Origin of the sequence: Polaribacter sp. Q13, from assembly GCF_016858305.2 — a bacterium.
Classification (GTDB): Bacteria; Bacteroidota; Bacteroidia; order Flavobacteriales; family Flavobacteriaceae; genus Polaribacter.
In genome coordinates this window covers 4,247,364-4,266,905 of the sequence record NZ_CP074436.1, presented here as the reverse complement: position 1 = coordinate 4,266,905, position 19,542 = coordinate 4,247,364, and the positions used below count along the sequence as shown (strand labels likewise).

The 19,542-nt window shown below is 31.3% G+C and carries 10 protein-coding genes; all 10 read right to left on the bottom strand.

Annotated features, from left to right (window positions below):
- Positions 1–112: 112 nt before the first annotated feature.
- Positions 113–2,857, bottom strand: coding sequence for an outer membrane beta-barrel protein (locus JOP69_RS17995; RefSeq protein WP_203393498.1), 2,745 nt, complete (start codon positions 2,855–2,857; stop codon positions 113–115).
- Between the two features lie 30 nt (positions 2,858–2,887).
- Positions 2,888–4,345 carry an arylsulfatase gene (locus JOP69_RS17990; RefSeq protein ID WP_203393499.1) on the bottom strand — a complete coding sequence of 486 codons (1,458 nt, stop codon included), beginning with the start codon at positions 4,343–4,345 and terminating at the stop codon, positions 2,888–2,890.
- Positions 4,346–4,487: 142 nt separating this feature from the next.
- A complete protein-coding gene (locus JOP69_RS17985; protein ID WP_203393500.1) occupies positions 4,488–6,047 on the bottom strand; it encodes an arylsulfatase in 1,560 nt (519 codons plus the stop codon).
- An 85-nt stretch (positions 6,048–6,132) separates the two neighbouring features.
- Positions 6,133–6,597 carry a hypothetical protein gene (locus tag JOP69_RS17980; protein WP_203393501.1) on the bottom strand — a complete coding sequence of 155 codons (465 nt, stop codon included), beginning with the start codon at positions 6,595–6,597 and terminating at the stop codon, positions 6,133–6,135.
- 13 nt (positions 6,598–6,610) lie between these two features.
- Positions 6,611–8,329: a RagB/SusD family nutrient uptake outer membrane protein gene (locus JOP69_RS17975; protein ID WP_203393502.1), complete on the bottom strand. Its 1,719-nt coding sequence runs from the start codon at positions 8,327–8,329 to the stop codon at positions 6,611–6,613.
- A 19-nt stretch (positions 8,330–8,348) separates the two neighbouring features.
- Positions 8,349–11,465, bottom strand: coding sequence for a TonB-dependent receptor (locus tag JOP69_RS17970; RefSeq protein WP_252191148.1), 3,117 nt, complete (start codon positions 11,463–11,465; stop codon positions 8,349–8,351).
- 137 nt (positions 11,466–11,602) lie between these two features.
- A complete protein-coding gene (locus tag JOP69_RS17965) occupies positions 11,603–13,069 on the bottom strand; it encodes a RagB/SusD family nutrient uptake outer membrane protein (protein WP_203393503.1) in 1,467 nt (488 codons plus the stop codon).
- Positions 13,070–13,081: 12 nt separating this feature from the next.
- Entirely contained in the window at positions 13,082–16,150 is a 3,069-nt protein-coding gene (locus JOP69_RS17960) for a TonB-dependent receptor (protein WP_203393504.1), read from the bottom strand.
- Positions 16,151–16,527: 377 nt separating this feature from the next.
- Positions 16,528–17,916 carry a sulfatase gene (locus tag JOP69_RS17955; RefSeq protein WP_203393505.1) on the bottom strand — a complete coding sequence of 463 codons (1,389 nt, stop codon included), beginning with the start codon at positions 17,914–17,916 and terminating at the stop codon, positions 16,528–16,530.
- 7 nt (positions 17,917–17,923) lie between these two features.
- Positions 17,924–19,531 carry a T9SS type A sorting domain-containing protein gene (locus JOP69_RS17950; protein ID WP_203393506.1) on the bottom strand — a complete coding sequence of 536 codons (1,608 nt, stop codon included), beginning with the start codon at positions 19,529–19,531 and terminating at the stop codon, positions 17,924–17,926.
- Positions 19,532–19,542: the final 11 nt, after the last annotated feature.

Here is a 19,542-nt window from a genome sequence, read left to right as displayed (position 1 = left end):
ATCCCTTTTTAGTTTCATGTAAATTTGAACAAAAAGTGAGTAATAAATGTTTTTACAGATGCAGAAAATGTATTTTAGAGTAAATTAAGTGATTGAAACTAGTTTTTTACTCTTATTTTCTATGCTTCTTAGGCTTTTTGTTACCTGTATTTAATTTATAAGTATAACTTAATACCACATAGCGACCTAAACTTTGCAAGTTTGTTTCTTCGAAATAATTTAGAGTACTTCTTCTATAAACATCTACATTTCTATCTAAAAGATCAATTAAAACTAATTTAATAATATTATTCTTTGCGCTTAAAGAATAAGATATTGCAGCATTCCAAATAGGAATTTCTTGTCTTATTAAAAATTTATTATCGGTGTATACTAAGTAATCAAATTGTGTATTAATGTTTAGTCTTTTAGAAATATCAAAATCTACCATTCCAAAATACTTTTGCGTGGTAAACTTTCTATCTAAGTCTTTCTCAATAGAAAAACTGGTGTTATTTAAAATATAGGTTGCCCCTGCTTTTAAATCTACTTTCCTTTTACTATTATTCTGAATTAATAAACTTGTTAAATAATCTTTAGAAGCTACGTTATTTAATTCGTAGTTTACTATTGAATTTGCCGCATTGTAAGAGTATTTACTTTTAAGGCTAAGTCGCAACCCTAAACTATTAACTTTCTTTGTAAGATTTGCTAACGCATTAAAACGTGTTTTTTTACCACTATTTTGATAACTTACTGTTCTAATATAATCGTCATCTATGGTTACATTTCTAATAATAGCATCTGTAGCACTTAAATATTGCAACTTACCATTAAAACTTACAGATGAGTTAAAATCGTACACATTGGCCAACAATAAAAAAGAATTTGTTTTTTCTGTTTTTAAATCAGGATTTCCTGTAGAAATTGCATACGGATTTATATCATTATAAAAAGGATTTGTTTGATTTGCTCTTGGTGCTTTTACATATTTTCTATAGGTAAATCTAAATTTCTGACCTCTATTAGGTTTGTATTGAAAAAATAAATACGGGTTTAAATAGAGTTCTTCTCTTTTAAATTGAAATTTATCAACCTCTCCAAAACTTCTATTTAAGGTCTGGAACTCTAACCCCGAAGACACATTTAAGGTAGGCTTATTATAACTGTGAGAAAACTTAGTTTTAAAACTATTTTCTGAATACTTATAATTATAGTTTATAAAATCTTCTACCGTTGTGGTTTTAATGGTTTTTCTATTTTGATTTGTATTTTCTGTACCTGTTAGTATTTCCGAAGATGCTTCTGTATTAAAATAGTGATTTCCTCCAAGAGGTTCTGTATACTTAATTCTTACAAGAATATTGGCAGAATTGATATCTTCATCTCTTAAAATTTCAAAATTTGTAGTAGAAGGGTTAGTTTTATTAAGGTTTCTTTCGATAAAAGTATTCTGATTATTGTTCTTTTGACTGTTATTAATAACGGCATTAAAATTTGTACTAAAGCTTCTTCCTTCTTTTGGTAATTTGTGATAATAGTTTAAATTTATATTTCCAAATTTCTTTAAATTCGAATTTGAGGAAATGTTAGTATTTGTCGTTACCAAAACATCACTTGTATCTAAATACAAACCCTCTCTAGTTAAATCTGATTTTCTATTGTCTGCATAAAACCGTCCCTTAATTCTTAAACTACTCGTTTTACTAGATTTATTCTCATAATTAAAATTTAAGTTATGATTATCTGAAGTGTTAAAATAATTATTATCAGATTTATAATTAAAGTTATTTTTATTAGAAAAAAACACTCTATTTGTATTAGATATACCTCTGTTTTCTGAAAGGTTATAAAAATAATCTACATTAAAAGATTCTTTTTTCTTTATTTCTTTTCCATAATTGATACCTGCAACACCTGTTTTTAAAAACCCACTTAAACTCTTTTGAGGCTTTATAAAATCATCTTCGGAGTCATCATCTGAATCATCTGCAATTCCGTCTGCATTTTGTAAAAACCCCTGAATATTAGAACCTGTAACATTAATATTATTAAACTTACCAATAACAGATAATTGAGATTTTGAATTAAATTGATTGTAATTCAGATTACTAAAATATCTATTATCTAAACCTAAACCGGCTGCAACTTTACCAAAACCTCTATTTTTTTTCGACTTTTTTAGGGTGAAATTAATAACAACTTCTTTGTTTCCATCATTAACTCCTGTAAGCTCTGCTTCATCACTATTTTTATCGATTACTTCGATTTTAGCAATTGCATCTGCAGAAATATTTTTTAAAACGATGGATGGATCTCCACCAAAAAATTCTTTTCCATCTACAAAAATTTTAGTAACAGTAGTTCCTTGCGCTACAATTTTTCCTTCTTCTAATTCAATACCAGGAAGCTTATTTAATAAACCTTCAATATTGTCATCAAAATTAACTTTAAAAGAATCTGCATTAAAACTAACCGTGTCTTTTTTAATTTGAACAGGAACAACCGCCGTAATAACAATCTCATCTAATTGACCGATGTCTTCTTTTAAAACAATGGTTTTTAAATCGATTAACTCTTTGTTGTAAATCAGTTTTTTAGAAAACGTTTTAAAACCCAATAAATCTAATTGTAAAACAATGGTGTCTTGTGGAATATCATTTAGTAAAAACATTCCTTTTTCATCTGTTGTTGTATAACTTAAAAAGGTGTTGTCTTTAGGGCTTAATAGTGCTATAGACACCATTTCTAAAGGAACATTTGTTTCATCTGTAATTACACCTTTTATACCTGATGATTGACCCTGAATACTTATTGAAAAACAAAATAGGAACATTAACAATGCTCCTATTTTAAAATTTATTTTGGTTGAAAACATATTTTTTAGACTACTTGAATACCTAAAGGTTTAATTAAAAGGAAAATATTTTGATGTAGTTCTTGAACTTAACATTAATCCTTTTAATTCTGCTACAATTTCTGGGTGTAAACTTGCAATATCTGTAGTTTCAGAAACATCTTTAGATAAATCATATAATTCAAAAGCACCTTTCTTATCGCCTTTCAAGTTCATCTTATTCCAAACGCCTTTCCAATTTCCTTTTCTCACTGCTTTTCTTCCTCCTTTAATATTAAACTCCCAATATAAATGATCATGTGTTTTCTGAACATCTTTGTTTAATAGTGTTGGTAAAAAAGAAATACCATCAATATTTTTAGGATTTTTTGTATTTGTTATTTCCGTTAAAGTTGGCAACACATCCCAAAAAGCAGAAACGTGATCGGTTACGCTTCCTTCTGCAATTTTATGTGGCCAAACAGCTATAAATGGGGCTCTAATTCCGCCTTCATACAAATCTCTTTTATAACCTCTAAACTTACTATTACTATCAAAAAAGTCCGGGCTAGTTCCTCCTTCAGGAGAAGGTCCATTATCACTCGTAAACATAATAATAGTGTTATCTGTAAGACCTAACTCTTCTACTTTTGCTATAATTTCACCAACATACGCATCTATCCTTGTTACCATAGAAGCATAGGTTGCTTTTGGTTTATCACAAGGTGAATATTCATAAGTTACTATATTTGGTCCATAATCTGAGGTATATTTATTGTCTTCTGTATAAGGTGTTTCTTTAAATTTACCATCATACATTTTAAAAATAGAATCGTTTGGAGAAATAAGTTCTACATGTGGCAATACTAAAGGAATATATGCAAAAAATGGTTTGTCTTTATTATCTTCTAAAAACTGAAGTCTGTGGTCTCTAATTTTATCTGGAGAATACGTAACTTTATGTATCCAATCGTTCCCTTCTAAAGAGTCTAATTCTTGATTATGATTTAAATATGGTGGATAATAACGATGTGCCAATTTTTGATCATTATAACCATAAAACTCATCAAAACCTTGATTGTTTGGATCTCCTTCATCAAAACCTAGCCCCCATTTACCAAACATACCTGTTGTATAACCTGCGTCTTTTAAAATTTCTGCAATAGTTACCGAATTTTTTGGTAATGGCACCTGACCATCTTTATCTTCTACCAACTGTTTATTCCCTCTAATTGGCGTATGCCCTGTATGTTGACCCGTCATTAAAGTAGAACGAGATGGAGCACAAACTGCCGCTCCACTATAATGTTGCGTAAACTTCATACCTCTTGCAGCTAATGCATCTAGGTTTGGCGTATGAATTTTTGTTTGCCCGTAAGGACCAATGTCTCCAATCCCCATATCATCTGCTAAAATATAGATGATGTTTGGTTGTTTCTGTTTGCCTATAACCTTTTTTGTTTTTTCTTGTGCACAAGAAATTACAATTGCAGAAACAAGTGCAACCCATAAAATTAATTTAATCTTCATAATTTAAAACATTTAATTGGTGTTTTTTCATTTATATATTTAAAAAAGAAAAGGCATTTAACAACTCTAAGAGATACTAAATGCCTTTTCAATTGTTATTAATAAAAACTTTTACAATAAATAGTTCTAGAAAATTATTAAATTATCTAAACTCAACTTCTTTTACTCCTTTTGTATAATCTATGCCTCTTAACTTACCAAAAATAGCTTTCATTTCTGTTAATTTTTCTGGATTAGATTTTGCTAAATTATTTTGCTCTCCTTTATCTTCTTTTACATTATATAATTGTTCATAAGGAAAATTACCTACTTCAATGCCTACTTTTTCTCTTAAATTTTTTCCTTTATACGCTGGTATATATACCCAATCTCCACTTCTTAGAGCCGTTTTACCTGTAGCTTCTAAAATCAAATCACCTCTACCTTTATCAGATTTACCTAACAACGTATTTAAAATATCTTTACTATCAGTAGTTGTATCCGTAGTACCTGTTAAGGTTGCTAAAGATGATAATAAATCCATTTGACAAACAACGGCATCTGAAACTGCTGGTTTAATGGTTCCTTTCCAATATGTAATAAAAGGGACCCTTGTTCCTGCTTCAAAAATACTGTATTTACCTCCTCTTAATCCACCTTTAGGATCGTGTTTACCTAATTTCTCTACAGCATCATCATAATAACCATCATTTAAAACCGGGCCATTATCACTAGAAAAAACGATTAATGTGTTCTCTAAAATTCCTTCTTCTTTTAAAGTTTTCATGAATTCTCCAATCATATAATCTGCTTCTAAAATAACATCACCTCTTGGTCCCATACCAGATTTGCCTACAAATCTAGGATGCGGAGTTCTTGGCACGTGTGGCTCATTCATTGCGTAATACAAAAAGAAAGGTTTTTCCTTATGTGTTTTTACATAATTTTGAGCTCTCGCTAAGAAATTATCAGCAATATCAATATCACTCCACTTAGCCTTATCTCCACCTTTCATATATCCAATTCTTGGAATTCCGTTTACAATACTGTTGTTATGACCGTGATGCCATTTCATAGTAGTCATCTCTGGGTTTGTTAATGCAGTAGGTTCTCCCTTAAAATTATTCTTATAATCTACTTCTATAGGGTCATTTTTATCTAAACCTACAACGGTACCGTTATCTATATAAACTGTTGGCACTCTATCTTGAGTTGCTGCAAAAATGTAAGATTGATCAAAACCAACTTCGTTTGGTCCGGGTGTAATTCTTTCGTTCCAGTTTACATGACCAGTTCCTAAACCTAAATGCCATTTACCTACAATTGCTGTTTGGTAACCTTGTTTTCTTAACACTTTTGGTAACGTCTGTTGTGTAGTACTAATTAACAAAGGTGCTGTTCCTGGTAAAATTTTTGCATCTTTATTACGCCAAGGATACGTACCTGTTAATAAAGCATATCTACTTGGAGTACAAGTTGCAGAAGAAGCATAACCGTTTGTAAATTTAATTCCGCCAGCAGCTAAGGCATCTATATTTGGAGTTTGTAATTCTGTTGCTCCGTATGCACTAATATCTCCATAACCTAAATCATCTAAATAAATAACCACAATATTTGGTTTCTTTTCAGATTCTTTCGCTACTTTCTTTTCCTGTTTATTTTTACAACTAATTGCAAAAACTAGCGTAAAAACTAATAAAAATTTTAATTTAACTATTTTCATTATTCTATTTTTAGATTTAATTCTATTGATATCCAAAGTTAAAAAAACCACCATAATTAAGGTGGTTTTTTTAACTATAATTAAGTTATTCTTCTACTGTAATAGTAAATACTTGCTCAGCCACCCATTCATTATCCATTTTAACAGAACCAATAACAGAGTCTTTATACGTATTTCTTAATAGAATTTCATGTATACCAACCTCTGGAAACACAACTGCAACTAATGATTCTTCTGAAATAGTACCAGCATCTGGAATTAAATTATCGGTATAAATAGTATCAGATTCTACAAAATTGGTACTTATAAATTTTCCTCCAGATTTAATTTCCCATTTATGAGAAGTATATCCTTTTGATAAATCTTTAAAAACTAGATATTTATTTAGGTCTATTGTTTTCTCAGGAATATTAAAGTCGATTGTTGGAGGTGAAACCCACCAAGTAAAGTTGGTTAGCCCTTCAAAAGAGTCTAAATCTTCATTATCATTACAACTTACAATCATTGTTAACGTTAACAATAATATTGTTCTAAAAATTATTTTTTTCATATTTTCTATGTTTTTAATTAACGTTTTGATTATTTAAAATCTCACTTTGTGGCAGTGGTAACCAACCTGCAGTTGCGCTAGACCATGTTGTGGCTGCATCTACATATTCTACAAATTCACTCTTTCCTGGTCCCGGTGTTATTAAACTTGCTTTTCTATTTGCGGTTTTACCATTTGTTTTAGTATACGTATAATCTTCTAAATGAAACATTTGAGTACTAACATCTGCAAACCTTTCTTGAGCAACTCCCCATCTTCTTAAATCTAATAACCTTGTTGAAAAGCCTTCAAGTGCTAATTCATAAGGATATTCTTTATACATAAGATGATCCATTAGAGACGTTTGTGTATAAGGTGTTCCGTCTACTAAACTTGCATTAATATCTAGTTGCACTAATCCCCAACGTTTACGTATTTGATTAATTAAATTGATTGCACCAGGTAAATCTCCAGTATTTGCCATACATTCTGCTTGCATTAAGTAAACACCAGATAAACGATTTACGATAATATTTCTACCTGATCTCCAAGAATCATTTGCTGTCTCAAATTCAGTTTGTGCAACATCATGATTTGTATATTTTTTAAAATAAGAAAATCGTGTTTTAGCAAATGCATTTACTTGTGGAGCTGTAAATCCATAATAATTTGACACTTCATCATTAACAACGGCAATACTTTGAGCCGCTCTTAAAGGAATTGTTCTACCTATATTACGAGCATCTGTCATATCCATAGGTTCATTAGACAAACCATAGGTTAACCAAGCTGATGGTAAGATGATTCCTTGCCCTCCCATAGTTGCACCCGTTTCTACATTTTTAGCTGTTGGAGCACAGAATCTAGCCAATCTGTTTTGAAAACTTTCTTCATCAAAACGATCATCTTCTATTTGTAAAACATCAGAATAATTAATTTCAAAAATAGATTCTGAATTATAATCTCCTGCTGATGTGTGAATTAAATTAACATCTTGTACTAATTCATAACCATAATCTGCATTTGTAATTACATCATTAAAATATACTTTTGCTTCTGCATATTTTCCTTGGTACAAATAACTTGTTCCTAAAATAGTTGCAGCCGTACCTGCATCTACTCTTGTCTTTTTAGAAAACTGAGCTGGTAAATTAGCATAAGCATATTCTAAATCTTCTCTAAAAAAAGTAATTACTTCTTCTGAGGTAGATAATGATTTATTAAAATCTTCGAAAGTAACAGGAACCTTATCTCTAATTACAATTTTTCCTTCGTTGAAAGTTGAGTGTAAATAAAAATGCATTAAACCTCTAAAAAAACGTGCTTGCGCCATTTGTTCTGTCCAAGCCTGTTTTGCTTTTAATTCTGCAGTCATTCCATTTAACCCTTCTATTACTTGGTTAGCACGCCATATAACACGGTATTTTGCATCCCAAGTATTACCAACTACACTATTGTCTGTAAATAACCTGTTTTGATACCAATTTAGATAAGCACCTGTTGGGTTTGTTCTTTGCCCTGGGTGCGCAATATCAGTACGAAAAAAATCGTATGTTGTATTAAGAACATAACTGTCTAACATGGCTGCATATACAGAAGTTAGGTTAGATTCTGATTCTGTTAATGTAGACCAATAAACGTCTGTTGATATTTCATTGGGGTTGTTTTCTGTAAGATATGATTCGCTATCGCATGATTGTAATGAAACAGTCATCATGAGAATCGCTATAAAATAGTTTAAATAATTTTTCATAATATAAATGTTTTTAGAATTAAAAATCAACTTTTACACCTAAAGAATATAGTGCTGCAACAGGATATCTTGATACATCAAGCCCTCTTCTTACCACATTTCCTCCATTAACTTCTGGATCAAAACCTGTATAATCTGTAATCGTTAATAAATTTTGTCCAGATAAGAATACTCTTAAACTATTTAATCCCATTTTTTCAGATAGCTCTTTTGGAAAAGTATATCCTAAAGTAACTAATTTTAGCCTTAAATAATCTCCATCTTCTAACCAAAGATCTGTATTTCCATTATAATTGGGATGTAATAAAGCTTTATCTCTATGAAAAGGAATGTTAGAAGTTGAATTATCTGGAGTCCACATATTTATTAAATCAGTATGTCTCCCTCTTCCGTAAGCATCTGCTTTATTACCATTCATTAATTCGGCACCAACAGTTCCGTACCAATTCATACCAAAATCAAAGCCTTTATATCTCCATCCAAAATTAAAACCATATTCAAAATCTGGTAATCCGCTTCCAGAATACACCCTATCTGCATCTGTTATAACACCATCTCCTTTATCTGCAACACCATCATTATTTGTATCTACAGTTAATTGATCTGTATATTTTAAATCTCCTAATTCTGCAGAAGGAACTAATAATCTATAAGCCGCTAATTCTTCATCATTTTTAATTGTACCTTGAGTTTCATGTAAATAAAAAGCACCAACTTCTCTACCAATTTCTAATACAGTTACTGGAGATTGTAAAAGATAACCAGAACCATTATTAACTCTTGTTACTCCAGGAGCCATTTTAGTAACTTCATTTCTATTTCTTGTAAAAGTTCCAGAAAAAGTCAAATTATTCTCTCCAATATTATATTTATAATTTGCAGCAATTTCCAATCCTTTATTGGTCATATTACCAATATTTAAAACTACTTCATCTGAATCGCTATAGCTTACAACACCCGCAGAACCAGGTAACGTTACACTAAAAAGCATATCTTCTTTATTAGTAACGTAGTAATCTGCGGTTACAGTTAATTTATTTTTAAAGAATCCTAAATCTACACCAATGTTTTTAGATATTGAGGTTTCCCACTGTACATCCTGATTAGCATAAGCAACAACCGCAGAACCAAAAGTGACACTGTTATCATCTTCATCAAAAATATAATCTCGTAATTGGGAAATACCTGATTGAAAAGAATATCTATCAAAATTATCATTACCTACAGTACCTCTACTTAATCTTAATTTTAGATTATTAACAGTACCCTTTATTGGTTTCCAAAAATTTTCACTAGAAACATTCCATGCTGCTGATACAGATGGGAAATTTGCCCATCTATTAGAGCTACCAAATTGACTAGAACCATCTCGTCTTACTAATGCAGATACTAAATATTTTCCTTTATAGTTGTATTGTAATCGTCCTATAAGACTCAGTGTAGTTCCTGTATAATTGTTACCTCCAGAAATAGCTTCTGGAAACAACTGAGCACCATCTAGAACTTCTACAGAGTTATCTGCTACTCCTAGTTTTTGAGCGGTAAAAACTTCGTAGGTTCTTTTTTCTGATGCCACTGAAGCTAAAGCAGATATAGTGTGGTGTCCAAATTTTTTCTTATAATTAAAACTTCCATCCCAACTTAATAGCGTTTGTCTAGAAGATTGTGCAGAAACACCACTTAAGTTAGGGTCTACGGTTACACTTCCAGTCTCAAGATCTATTAACTCAAATTTTGGACTAAATGTATTTTGCCCATAATTAGTAACATTAGCTCCTAACCTTGTAATAAAATTAAGGTCTTCAGTTAATTTTCTTGTAAGACTTAAACTACTATTAATTTTATCTGTTTTTCTTCGGTCTTTTCTTAAAGCTGCAGTTGCATAGTTGTTTATTGGTGTTGTTACACCACTAGACCCTTCTTCTGAATAGAAAGTTGTAGCACCTGTCTCTACTTCTGGAAACCAAGGTTTGTAACGCATAGTAGTGGTAATTAAATTATTACTTGTTACATTTCTGTCTTCAATTGTAAAAGCAATACTTGAATTAATTTTCCAATTATCTGAAGTATAAGCGGCTGACGCACGCCCATTGTATCTTTTAAATCCAGAATTGATTAATGCTCCGTCAATATCAAGTAATCCTCCAACAACGTTATAAGAAAACCCTTTTGAGCCTCCAGAAAGGTTTAAACTATACGATTTACTTTCTGCTGCATTATTTAAAATTAGCGAGTTAAAATCTGTATCATTATTTAACCATTCAGATTTACTAGGCCCTGGATTAAAATTAGCGGCAGGGAAATTTAATTTCTTTTGTGTCTCATAAAAGAATTGCTCTTCTGTATTCATTAATGAAATACCATCACCTAAAACCTGAACTCCAGAACTGTAATTAAATGAAACTTTAGAAACACCTGCTTTACCTTGTTTTGTAGTTATTAAAATAACACCCGCAGCTCCTCTTGTTCCATATACAGCTGTAGATGCTGCATCTTTTAAAATATCTATGGATTCAATTTCATTAGTACTTAAACCAGGATCGCCAGATTGAGGAATACCATCTACAACAAATAAAGGTGTGTTTCCTCCACTTAATGAAGTAATCCCTCTAATTTGTATACTAGATGATTCTCCAGGTGCTCCTGAGTTTGAAGTTATATTTACCCCAGCTATTTGCCCTTGAAGTGCAGAACCTAAATCTGGTGTTACAAAACTTTCTATTGCTTCTGCTTTTACTCTAGCAACAGAACCTGTTAATTCTTTCTTTTTAACAGCTCCATAACCAATAACAACAATCTCTTCTAACTCCTCTGAGTTAGAAGTCATTTTAACATTGTGTTTTGGCTTTAATACTTTAACATTTCTTTTATCCATACCTAAGTATGAAAACACTAACGTTTCTCCTATTTCTGCGCTAATACTATAATTACCATCAAAATCTGTTGTTGTTCCTCTAGAAGTTCCTTTTACCAGAACAGAAGCTCCGGGTATTGGAGAATTGTCTGCACTGTCCATTACGAGTCCTTTAACTGTTATTTTTTGTGCATTGGCATCAAAATTACAGAACAACATAGCAAATAAGCTTAGAAAACTATATGCTAGTATCTTGTTTTTTAATAAAAATTTTAAATTCATGGGTTGATTTTTATTCGTTTATATTCAAATTAAGTTTTGGGGTTTTACTATTGTTATTTCTCTTTATTATTATAAAAAAATATGGAATCTGACTAAAACCTTATTTTAAAATAACAGATAAGAAATCTATTTTTCAATTAATAATTATTTTGTACCAAAACTCCTTCGGATAAGGTTATTTGATCTAAAGGTATTGGCATTAACTCATGCTTGCCTTCTACAAATCCATAAGGGCTTAATAAAGTTCCTGCTCTTCCGCTTCTTACTAAATCGTAAAAACGAAAACCTTCTCCAGCCAACTCTACACGTCTTTCATGATAAATAGCCTCTAATAAAGGTTGTCCTGTTAGTGTAGATGCTAAATCTGGAAGTACAGAAGGTAATGCTGCTCCTCTAGCTCTAGCTCTAACTTTGTTAACATACTTAATTGCCTCTGATGGGTTTGTACTATAAATAGCTTCTGCATACATTAAATACGCATCTGCAAGTCTAACAATACGAACATTATTAGAGCTATTTTTAGCTCTAGCTGTTGTTGGTATTTTATATTTAGTATAAGGATACCAAGCGTACTTTCTTACATACCAATCGGTACCGTAACTAGCATCACTAAAATACAACGTAGCATCTAATCTAGGGTCGTTTGCCTCATACTCATTTCTTAAACCATCTCTTGCTTGCACAAAACCACCTCCTTTATTACTATTTGGACTTACACGCTGCGGTATTCCACTACCTGATGCAGTTGCATCTGAAAGAAAGCTAATTTCAAAAAGAGAACCAGAATTCCACTCTCCTTCTGGTTCAAAAATAGTAGAATAATCTGGTGTTAATTCAAAACCTAAAGCAAATAGTTGATTTCCATACGTTTCTACTTGGCTCATTTTATTTTGGTATAGAGACATTCTCATCATCATTCCTAAAGCAGCTCCTTTATCTGCACGCCCAGTATAATTAACACCTCTATCTAATCTTGAAGGTAAATCTGCAATTGCAATTTTTAAATCATCTTCTATAAAAATGTATGTATCCTCTTTTGTGGCTCTTGGCACATTGAATTCTCCTAGTTTTAGAGGTTTATCAATAATTGGTACTCCACCAAAAGAATTTACTAATTTTAAGTAATAAAAAGCACGTAAAAAATGAGCTTCTGCTAAAATTTCCTTTTTTCTTTCGGTATCATCAAAAGTAATATTTGGCACATTTTCAATCACCAAATTAGCATATAAAATACCTTTGTAACTCACTTTCCATAATTGAGCCATTATAGGGTTTGATGTAGAAATTGCCCATTTGTCTCTTTCAAATAATGGCGCATTATTTTCTGCAGTACGTCCTCCTTTAATAAAGTCATCTGTACCTATTTCTCCAAAAACCATATCGGTACCCATTACTGCCCAAAAATTAGTACCGTACAACTCTCTTAAAGAAGAATATGTCGCCACTAAAGCTTGCTCTGCTTGGACTGGATTGGTATAAAAATCTTCTAAAACGGGCTCTCCAAAAGATTTAGAATCTAAGTTCTCTGAACAAGAAACCATTGCAACTACTAAAAATAGTAAACTGTACTTTATATATGTCTTAATATTATTATATAATTTCATAATGAATGCTTTTTAAAAGTTAATATCTAGTCCTAAAGAAAATGATCTTGTAGAAGGGTATCTACCTCTGTCAATTCCTATATCTAAAGATGTTCTACTACCATCGTTTTGAGTTTCATCTACACCAAGTTCTGGATCTAATCCACTATAGTCTGTTATGGTAAATAAATTTTGACCGGCTACATAAATTCTAGCTTTTGAAATAAACGTTTTACTTAAAACGTCTTTTGAAAAATTATACCCTATTTGCACATTTTTAAGTCTTAAGTAAGATCCATCTTCAACAAATCTACTAGACTGCTTGCTATTATTAGCAAACCCATCAAATGTAGCTCTAGGTATAGAATTAGTAGTACCTTCCCCAGTCCATCGTCCTAAATATGCAGTGTTTAGATTAGAATCTAACTTTCCGTCTAATAAATATGAGGTAGCATTAAAAATTTTATTTCCTTGTACTCCTTGAAAAAACATGGTCATGTCAAATTGTTTATACGTCATATCAAGATTAATTCCGTAAGTAAAATCTGGTAATGGAGAACCTATAAAAGTTCTATCATCATCGTTAATTGAACCATCGTCATTTAAATCCTTGTACCTAACATCTCCAGGTTTATTTCCATTTAAACTAGCATTATTATCTATTTCATCTTGATTTTGAAAAATTCCAATTGCTTCTAAACCGTAAAAAGAAGCGATAGGTTTACCTGCCTCAGTTCTACTAATACCTGTATAACCGTTACCAGTAACACCTGTACTAATAACACTCCCTTTTGTAGCTAAACTAAGCACTGTATTGTCTATAAAAGCAATATTACCTCCCACACTAAAGAAAAAATCATTCATTCTTTTCTTATAATTTAATGAGAATTCTAGTCCTTTATTTTCAATCTCTCCTGCATTTATTGTTGGAGGTGATTCGTAACCAGAAGTCTGTAAAATTGGAGATTCCAATAACATATTAGAAGTTGTTTTTATAAAATAATCTGCAGTAAATGTAAGTGCATTATTTAACAAACCTAAATCTAAACCTACGTTTGAAGTAGTTGTTGTTTCCCATTTTAAATCTGGATTACCAGGGCTTAATGGCGCTAAACCAACTACCGTTAACTCATCATTACCTAATAAATAATTTTCACTAGTACTTAAAGTACTAAATATTGCAGAATTAGGTATGTTTTGGTTTCCTGTTTCTCCCCAACCAACACGGAATTTAAATTGATTAATTACATCAATATTATAAAACTTTTCTTTATGAATATTCCATGCTAAGGCTAAAGACGGAAATTGAGCAAATCTGTTATTATCTCCAAATCTAGAAGAACCATCAATCCTGTAAGTACCTGTAAATAAATATCGATCATCATAATTATAATTTAGTCTACCAAAATAAGACAATAATGATGAGCTAGAAATAGTACCAGAATTTGTAGATGAATCTATAGCTCCTGAACCCAAGGTAGGGTTCTCTACTCCCTGTGGAATAGCACTTCTACTGGCTAAAACATTATTATAATCTAGTTGTTGTGTTTCATGTCCTAACAAGGCATTAATACTATGTTTTTCTTTAATTGTAGTGCTATAACTTAAGGTATTAGACCAAACGCTAACTCTATTCTCTGATCTTAATAAACTATAAATATTTTCTGGTCTATTTTGTTCTGCCGAGATGAAGTATTCCGATTGAAAGTTATCCCTCTTTCTATTATTAACTTCTAAACCATAATTAGATTTAAATTTTAAACCTTTCATAAGATCAGCCTCAACAAAAACATTTCCTAAAAAACTTTCTTTTGTTAAAGGCGTTTGTTCATACAGTGTTAAACCCACGGGGTTTCTAATCTCTGTAGAATATAGAGGTCTTGCAGGTGAACCATCTGTATTGTATATTGGAGAAACTGGGTCTACAACAAAACCAATAAAAGCTGTTTTATTATTAGAATTACCTCCAAAAGAAGCCACAGAATTAGAGGTTGATTTTGAATACTGTATATTTTGACCCACTTTAATTTTAGGTTTTATTTGATACGTACTATTTACTCTAAAGTTTGTTCTATCAAAAGATGTATTGGTTACAATTCCTTTTTGGTTTAATTTACCAAAAGAAACATAATAAGATGTTTTTTCTCCTCCACCAGATAAAGATAATTGATGACTTACAATAGTACCTGTTCTGTAAACAGCATCTTTCCAATTATAAGATTCTAATGATGATGGATCTGAAAAAGCAGCTTCTGGAGTAGCTCCATCATTTACTTTTCCTTCGTTATAAAGAGTTGCCCATTGCTCTGCATTCATTACATCCAGATTATCAATTCTATTTTCAATACCTGAATAGGTTTTGTAAGAAATAGTAGATCTATTTTTACTCCCTACTTTTGTGGTAACTAACACCACTCCATTAGCACCTCTAGAACCATAAATTGCCGTAGCAGAAGCATCTTTTAATACTTGAATCGATTCAGCATCGTCCATATTAATATTACTAATATCATTAATTGGCACCCCATCTACTATATACAAAGGATCTGCATTATTAACCGTACCAACACCTCTAATTCTTACCGTTGGTGTAGCTCCTGGTTGACCAGAACTTTTTGTAACTGAAACTCCTGGTGCTCTACCTTGAATGGCTTGAGCAATAGAAGTTGTTTGAGTTTGAGTTAGTTCTTTAGCGCTTACAGAAGATACAGAACCTGTTACATCAGATTTTTTTACAGTACCGTACCCTACCAAAACAATCTCATCTAACTGACCAACCTCTTCTTCTAAAGCAACATTTATTTTGGTTTGGTTATTTACTACAACTTCTTTTGTAGCATATCCTATATATGAAAAAGTTAAAATAGAACTTTTATCAGATACGGAAATAGCATAAACTCCATCAAAATTTGTAGTTATACCGTTTGTTGACCCTTTTTCTAAGATACTTACACCTGGCAAAGGAGTGCCAAATTGGTCTGTAATAACTCCTTTAACTGTAATTTTTTGTGCATTTGCATCAAAACTACAGAACAATATTGCAAATAAGCTTAGTAGGCTATACGCTAATATTTTGTTTTTTAATAAATAGTTTAATTTCATGGGTTGATTTTTATTCGTTAATATTTAAATTAAGTTTGGGGTTTGGGTATTTTAAATCTATACTGTTTTCATTATTAAATCTGTTTTTTTTGAATTCGTTTGTAGCCATTTTTGGCTACCCTAAAGTTGATGTTTTTGTTATGTTTCTTTGTAGATTTTAGTAAATTAAATGTGTCTCTTAGTAAATATACCTAAAAACAGCAAATAAACAACTGATTTAAAGCAACTTAATACATTAAAATATTTCGGTATAAATTTTTGTTAATTCCGTTAAAAACCTCTTTAAATCATACGAAACAAAGAAAGTTCCAAAATAAAAAAAGGCAGTAAACTAAAATTACTACCTTTTTTATATTGTTAATAAGAGAAAATTGATCCTAGTAAGTAGGCACTGCTTCCTTCTCCCAGTTTAAAAGATTTGTTTTTAAAGTTTGCTCAATTTCTAATCCAGTTCCTATTAAATCATTTTGTTCACTAATATCTTTAGTAACATTAAATAATTGGAATTTTCCGGAGTGATATTTCACCAATTTCCAGTCGCCATCTATTACAGACGCATATTGATCTTCATAACTTCTAAAGAAATACAATTGTCTTTTTGCAATTGTTTTTCCTTTTAAAATAGGCATTAAACTTACTCCTTGAATCCAATTATCTTCACATTTTTTACCAGAAGCAATTTCAAGTATCGTTGGGTATAAATCTATAGATTGCACAGGAATCGATGTTTCCGTTCCTGGTTTTGTAACTCCTGGGTAATCTATGGTTAATAAAACCCTAGAACCACCTTCACCTAAAGTATTACCGCCTTTTTTACCACCACTTAAAGGAGCATTAGAATACGCACCACCTTGATCGGAAATTAAAATAATAATAGTATTGTCTGCAATTCCTTTCTCTTTTAATGCTTTTCTAACTTGCCCTACAGAATTGTCTAACACCTCAACCATGGCTCCATGTTGTGCATATCTACCTTCCATTCCTTTGGCTTCGTATTTTTTTATTAAATCTTTTCTACCAATAGAAGGCCCATGAACGGTGTAGTACCAAAATGACAACATAAAAGGATCTTTTTTATCGTAATTTTTAATAAATTCTGTTGCATGATTGGTTAATACCTCAGTTAAATAGTCGCCTTTTTTTACACCTGATTTTAAAAATCCTTTTGGGTCTTCTTCTGCTTTAAAAAATGGAAAATAATAATTTTTTGGATGTCCAGCATTTGTGGTTGCATACACCTCATCAAAACCTTGTTTTCCTGGATAGTTTGCAGGATGTCCTAAATGCCATTTTCCTATAAAAGCATTGTAATAACCATACTCTTTTAACCTTTCTGCATAGGTAACTTCTTCTAAAGGTAAATAATTAATAGAAGGCATTTGAACCGGATCTTTTGGCCAATAACTATATTTTTCTTTATCTGGATTTCCAGAAATATGTCTAACCATCTCCATACGAACCGCTTCTTTACCAGTTAAAATAGACGCTCTACTAGGGCTACAAGTAGGCGTAGGAATGTATGCTCTGTTAAAATTTAAACTTTCTTTTTTTAATTGATCGATGTTTGGCGTTTCGAAAAGAGAATTCCTGAAACCAACATCTGCCCATCCCCAATCATCAACAAATAATAACACGATGTTTGGCTTTTTAGACACTGTTGTTATTTTTGCAATATCTTTTTTTGTTTCTTTATTTTTACAGGAAAAAGCTGCAGTCATAACAAGAAACAATAAGAATAAACTACTTGAATTTTTGAATTTATACATTATAAAATTATTTAATTATTATTTTTTTCGTGATTCTTTTTTTGTCAGATTCTATACGAATGATGTACATATTTTCAGTCATCTCAGTTGCATCAATTGTAGTGTTGTTCTTAAATACAGGTACTTCTTTTACCAATTGTCCTAATAAATTAAAAACCTGAATACTTCCACTAAAATTACTTTTAACATTTAAAGTTCTTGAATTTTCTTGTTGATAAATAACAATATTTTCACCATCAATAAATTCATTTATATTTAAAGTTTCCGCTACAGTAGATGTTTGTAGTGGGTTTGGTGTATTTTTATCAACACCATTAATCCAAATAGGATCTCCATCAATATCACAACCTTCAAAATCATTTTCTCCTCCATCGGTAATTAAACCATCTGCTCTAACTTCTGCAGAAAAACCAGTATGAGTTACATTTTCTAAAACAATTTTATACCTTCCTGCCGGACTCCCTTTAGAAACATAATCTTCTAAAGCTAAATAGTAAACAGGTGCTAAAGCTGGCGCTTGATAAGATTCGTCGTCTAAATTTTTACCTGAACTGATGTAGTTTCTTAATGCACAAGGAATGTGCCTTAAACGTGCCGCTCTTACCTGAGCATTTACACCATAAGTTGCAGAAACATTTGCAATTACAGATGCTTCAGAAAAAGTACCTGAACTATGGTCTGGTGCAACTTGTCCTTTATCCGAAGACAAAAAACCATAATTAATAGACACTGCCGCTTCACAGCTAATTCCTGTAATATCTCTAACATCTACCATACCTTGTGTTATGGTATGTGGAGACAACATTACTGCATGTGCACCATTTGTACAGGATATATTTCTACCATACATATTATTTATAATTGGCGTTTTATCTGTAACATATCTATCTGCTAAACCACTAAAACCAGACTCAAATCTTAGGGTGACTCCTCCTTCGCCAGATAAATTTCTATACAGTATATCTTGCCCAACCTGACATTGAATTAAACCATAACCATAGTGTGCTTTCTTTATATCTAGATTTTCTATAATACCAAAAGAAGAAAATAATGCCGGCGCACTTGTAGCACCAACTGCACCCGAAGAAACAGCGTTAAATTTTGTATAATTATCTAAAACTAAAAAATCTGCTAATTTAAAATTAGCAGTATTTCCCAACTGAAATGCTCTTATATCATCATTTGGTTGCATATCAGAAAAATCAAATGTAAATTTCTCTCCATTTGTACTTTGAAAACTCCAATTTGTAACCTTCTCAAAATTGTTATCATAACCAACTCTAAATAAAGAACTCATTGGTGTTGTTTTAAAAACCACATCTGGATGAACGCGAATATGAACACCTGTTTTTATATGAATTTGATTTAAAGTATAAGTTCCCGCATTTATAGTTAAAACTCCTCCGCCAGCATTAGATAAATTATTTATCATAGTCTGTAAAGCTGCGGTTGAACTAGATCCGTTAGGAAAACTCTTCTGGTTTGCAGTATTTATTGTAGGGTTGTAAAAATAACTATCTGCAGGCAACGCTCTATCAATTGGGTTTTGTGCACATAAAAAACTTATAAAAAAAACGCAACACCAAGATAAAAAACTGTTTTTTTGGATTTTCATAAATTAAATTT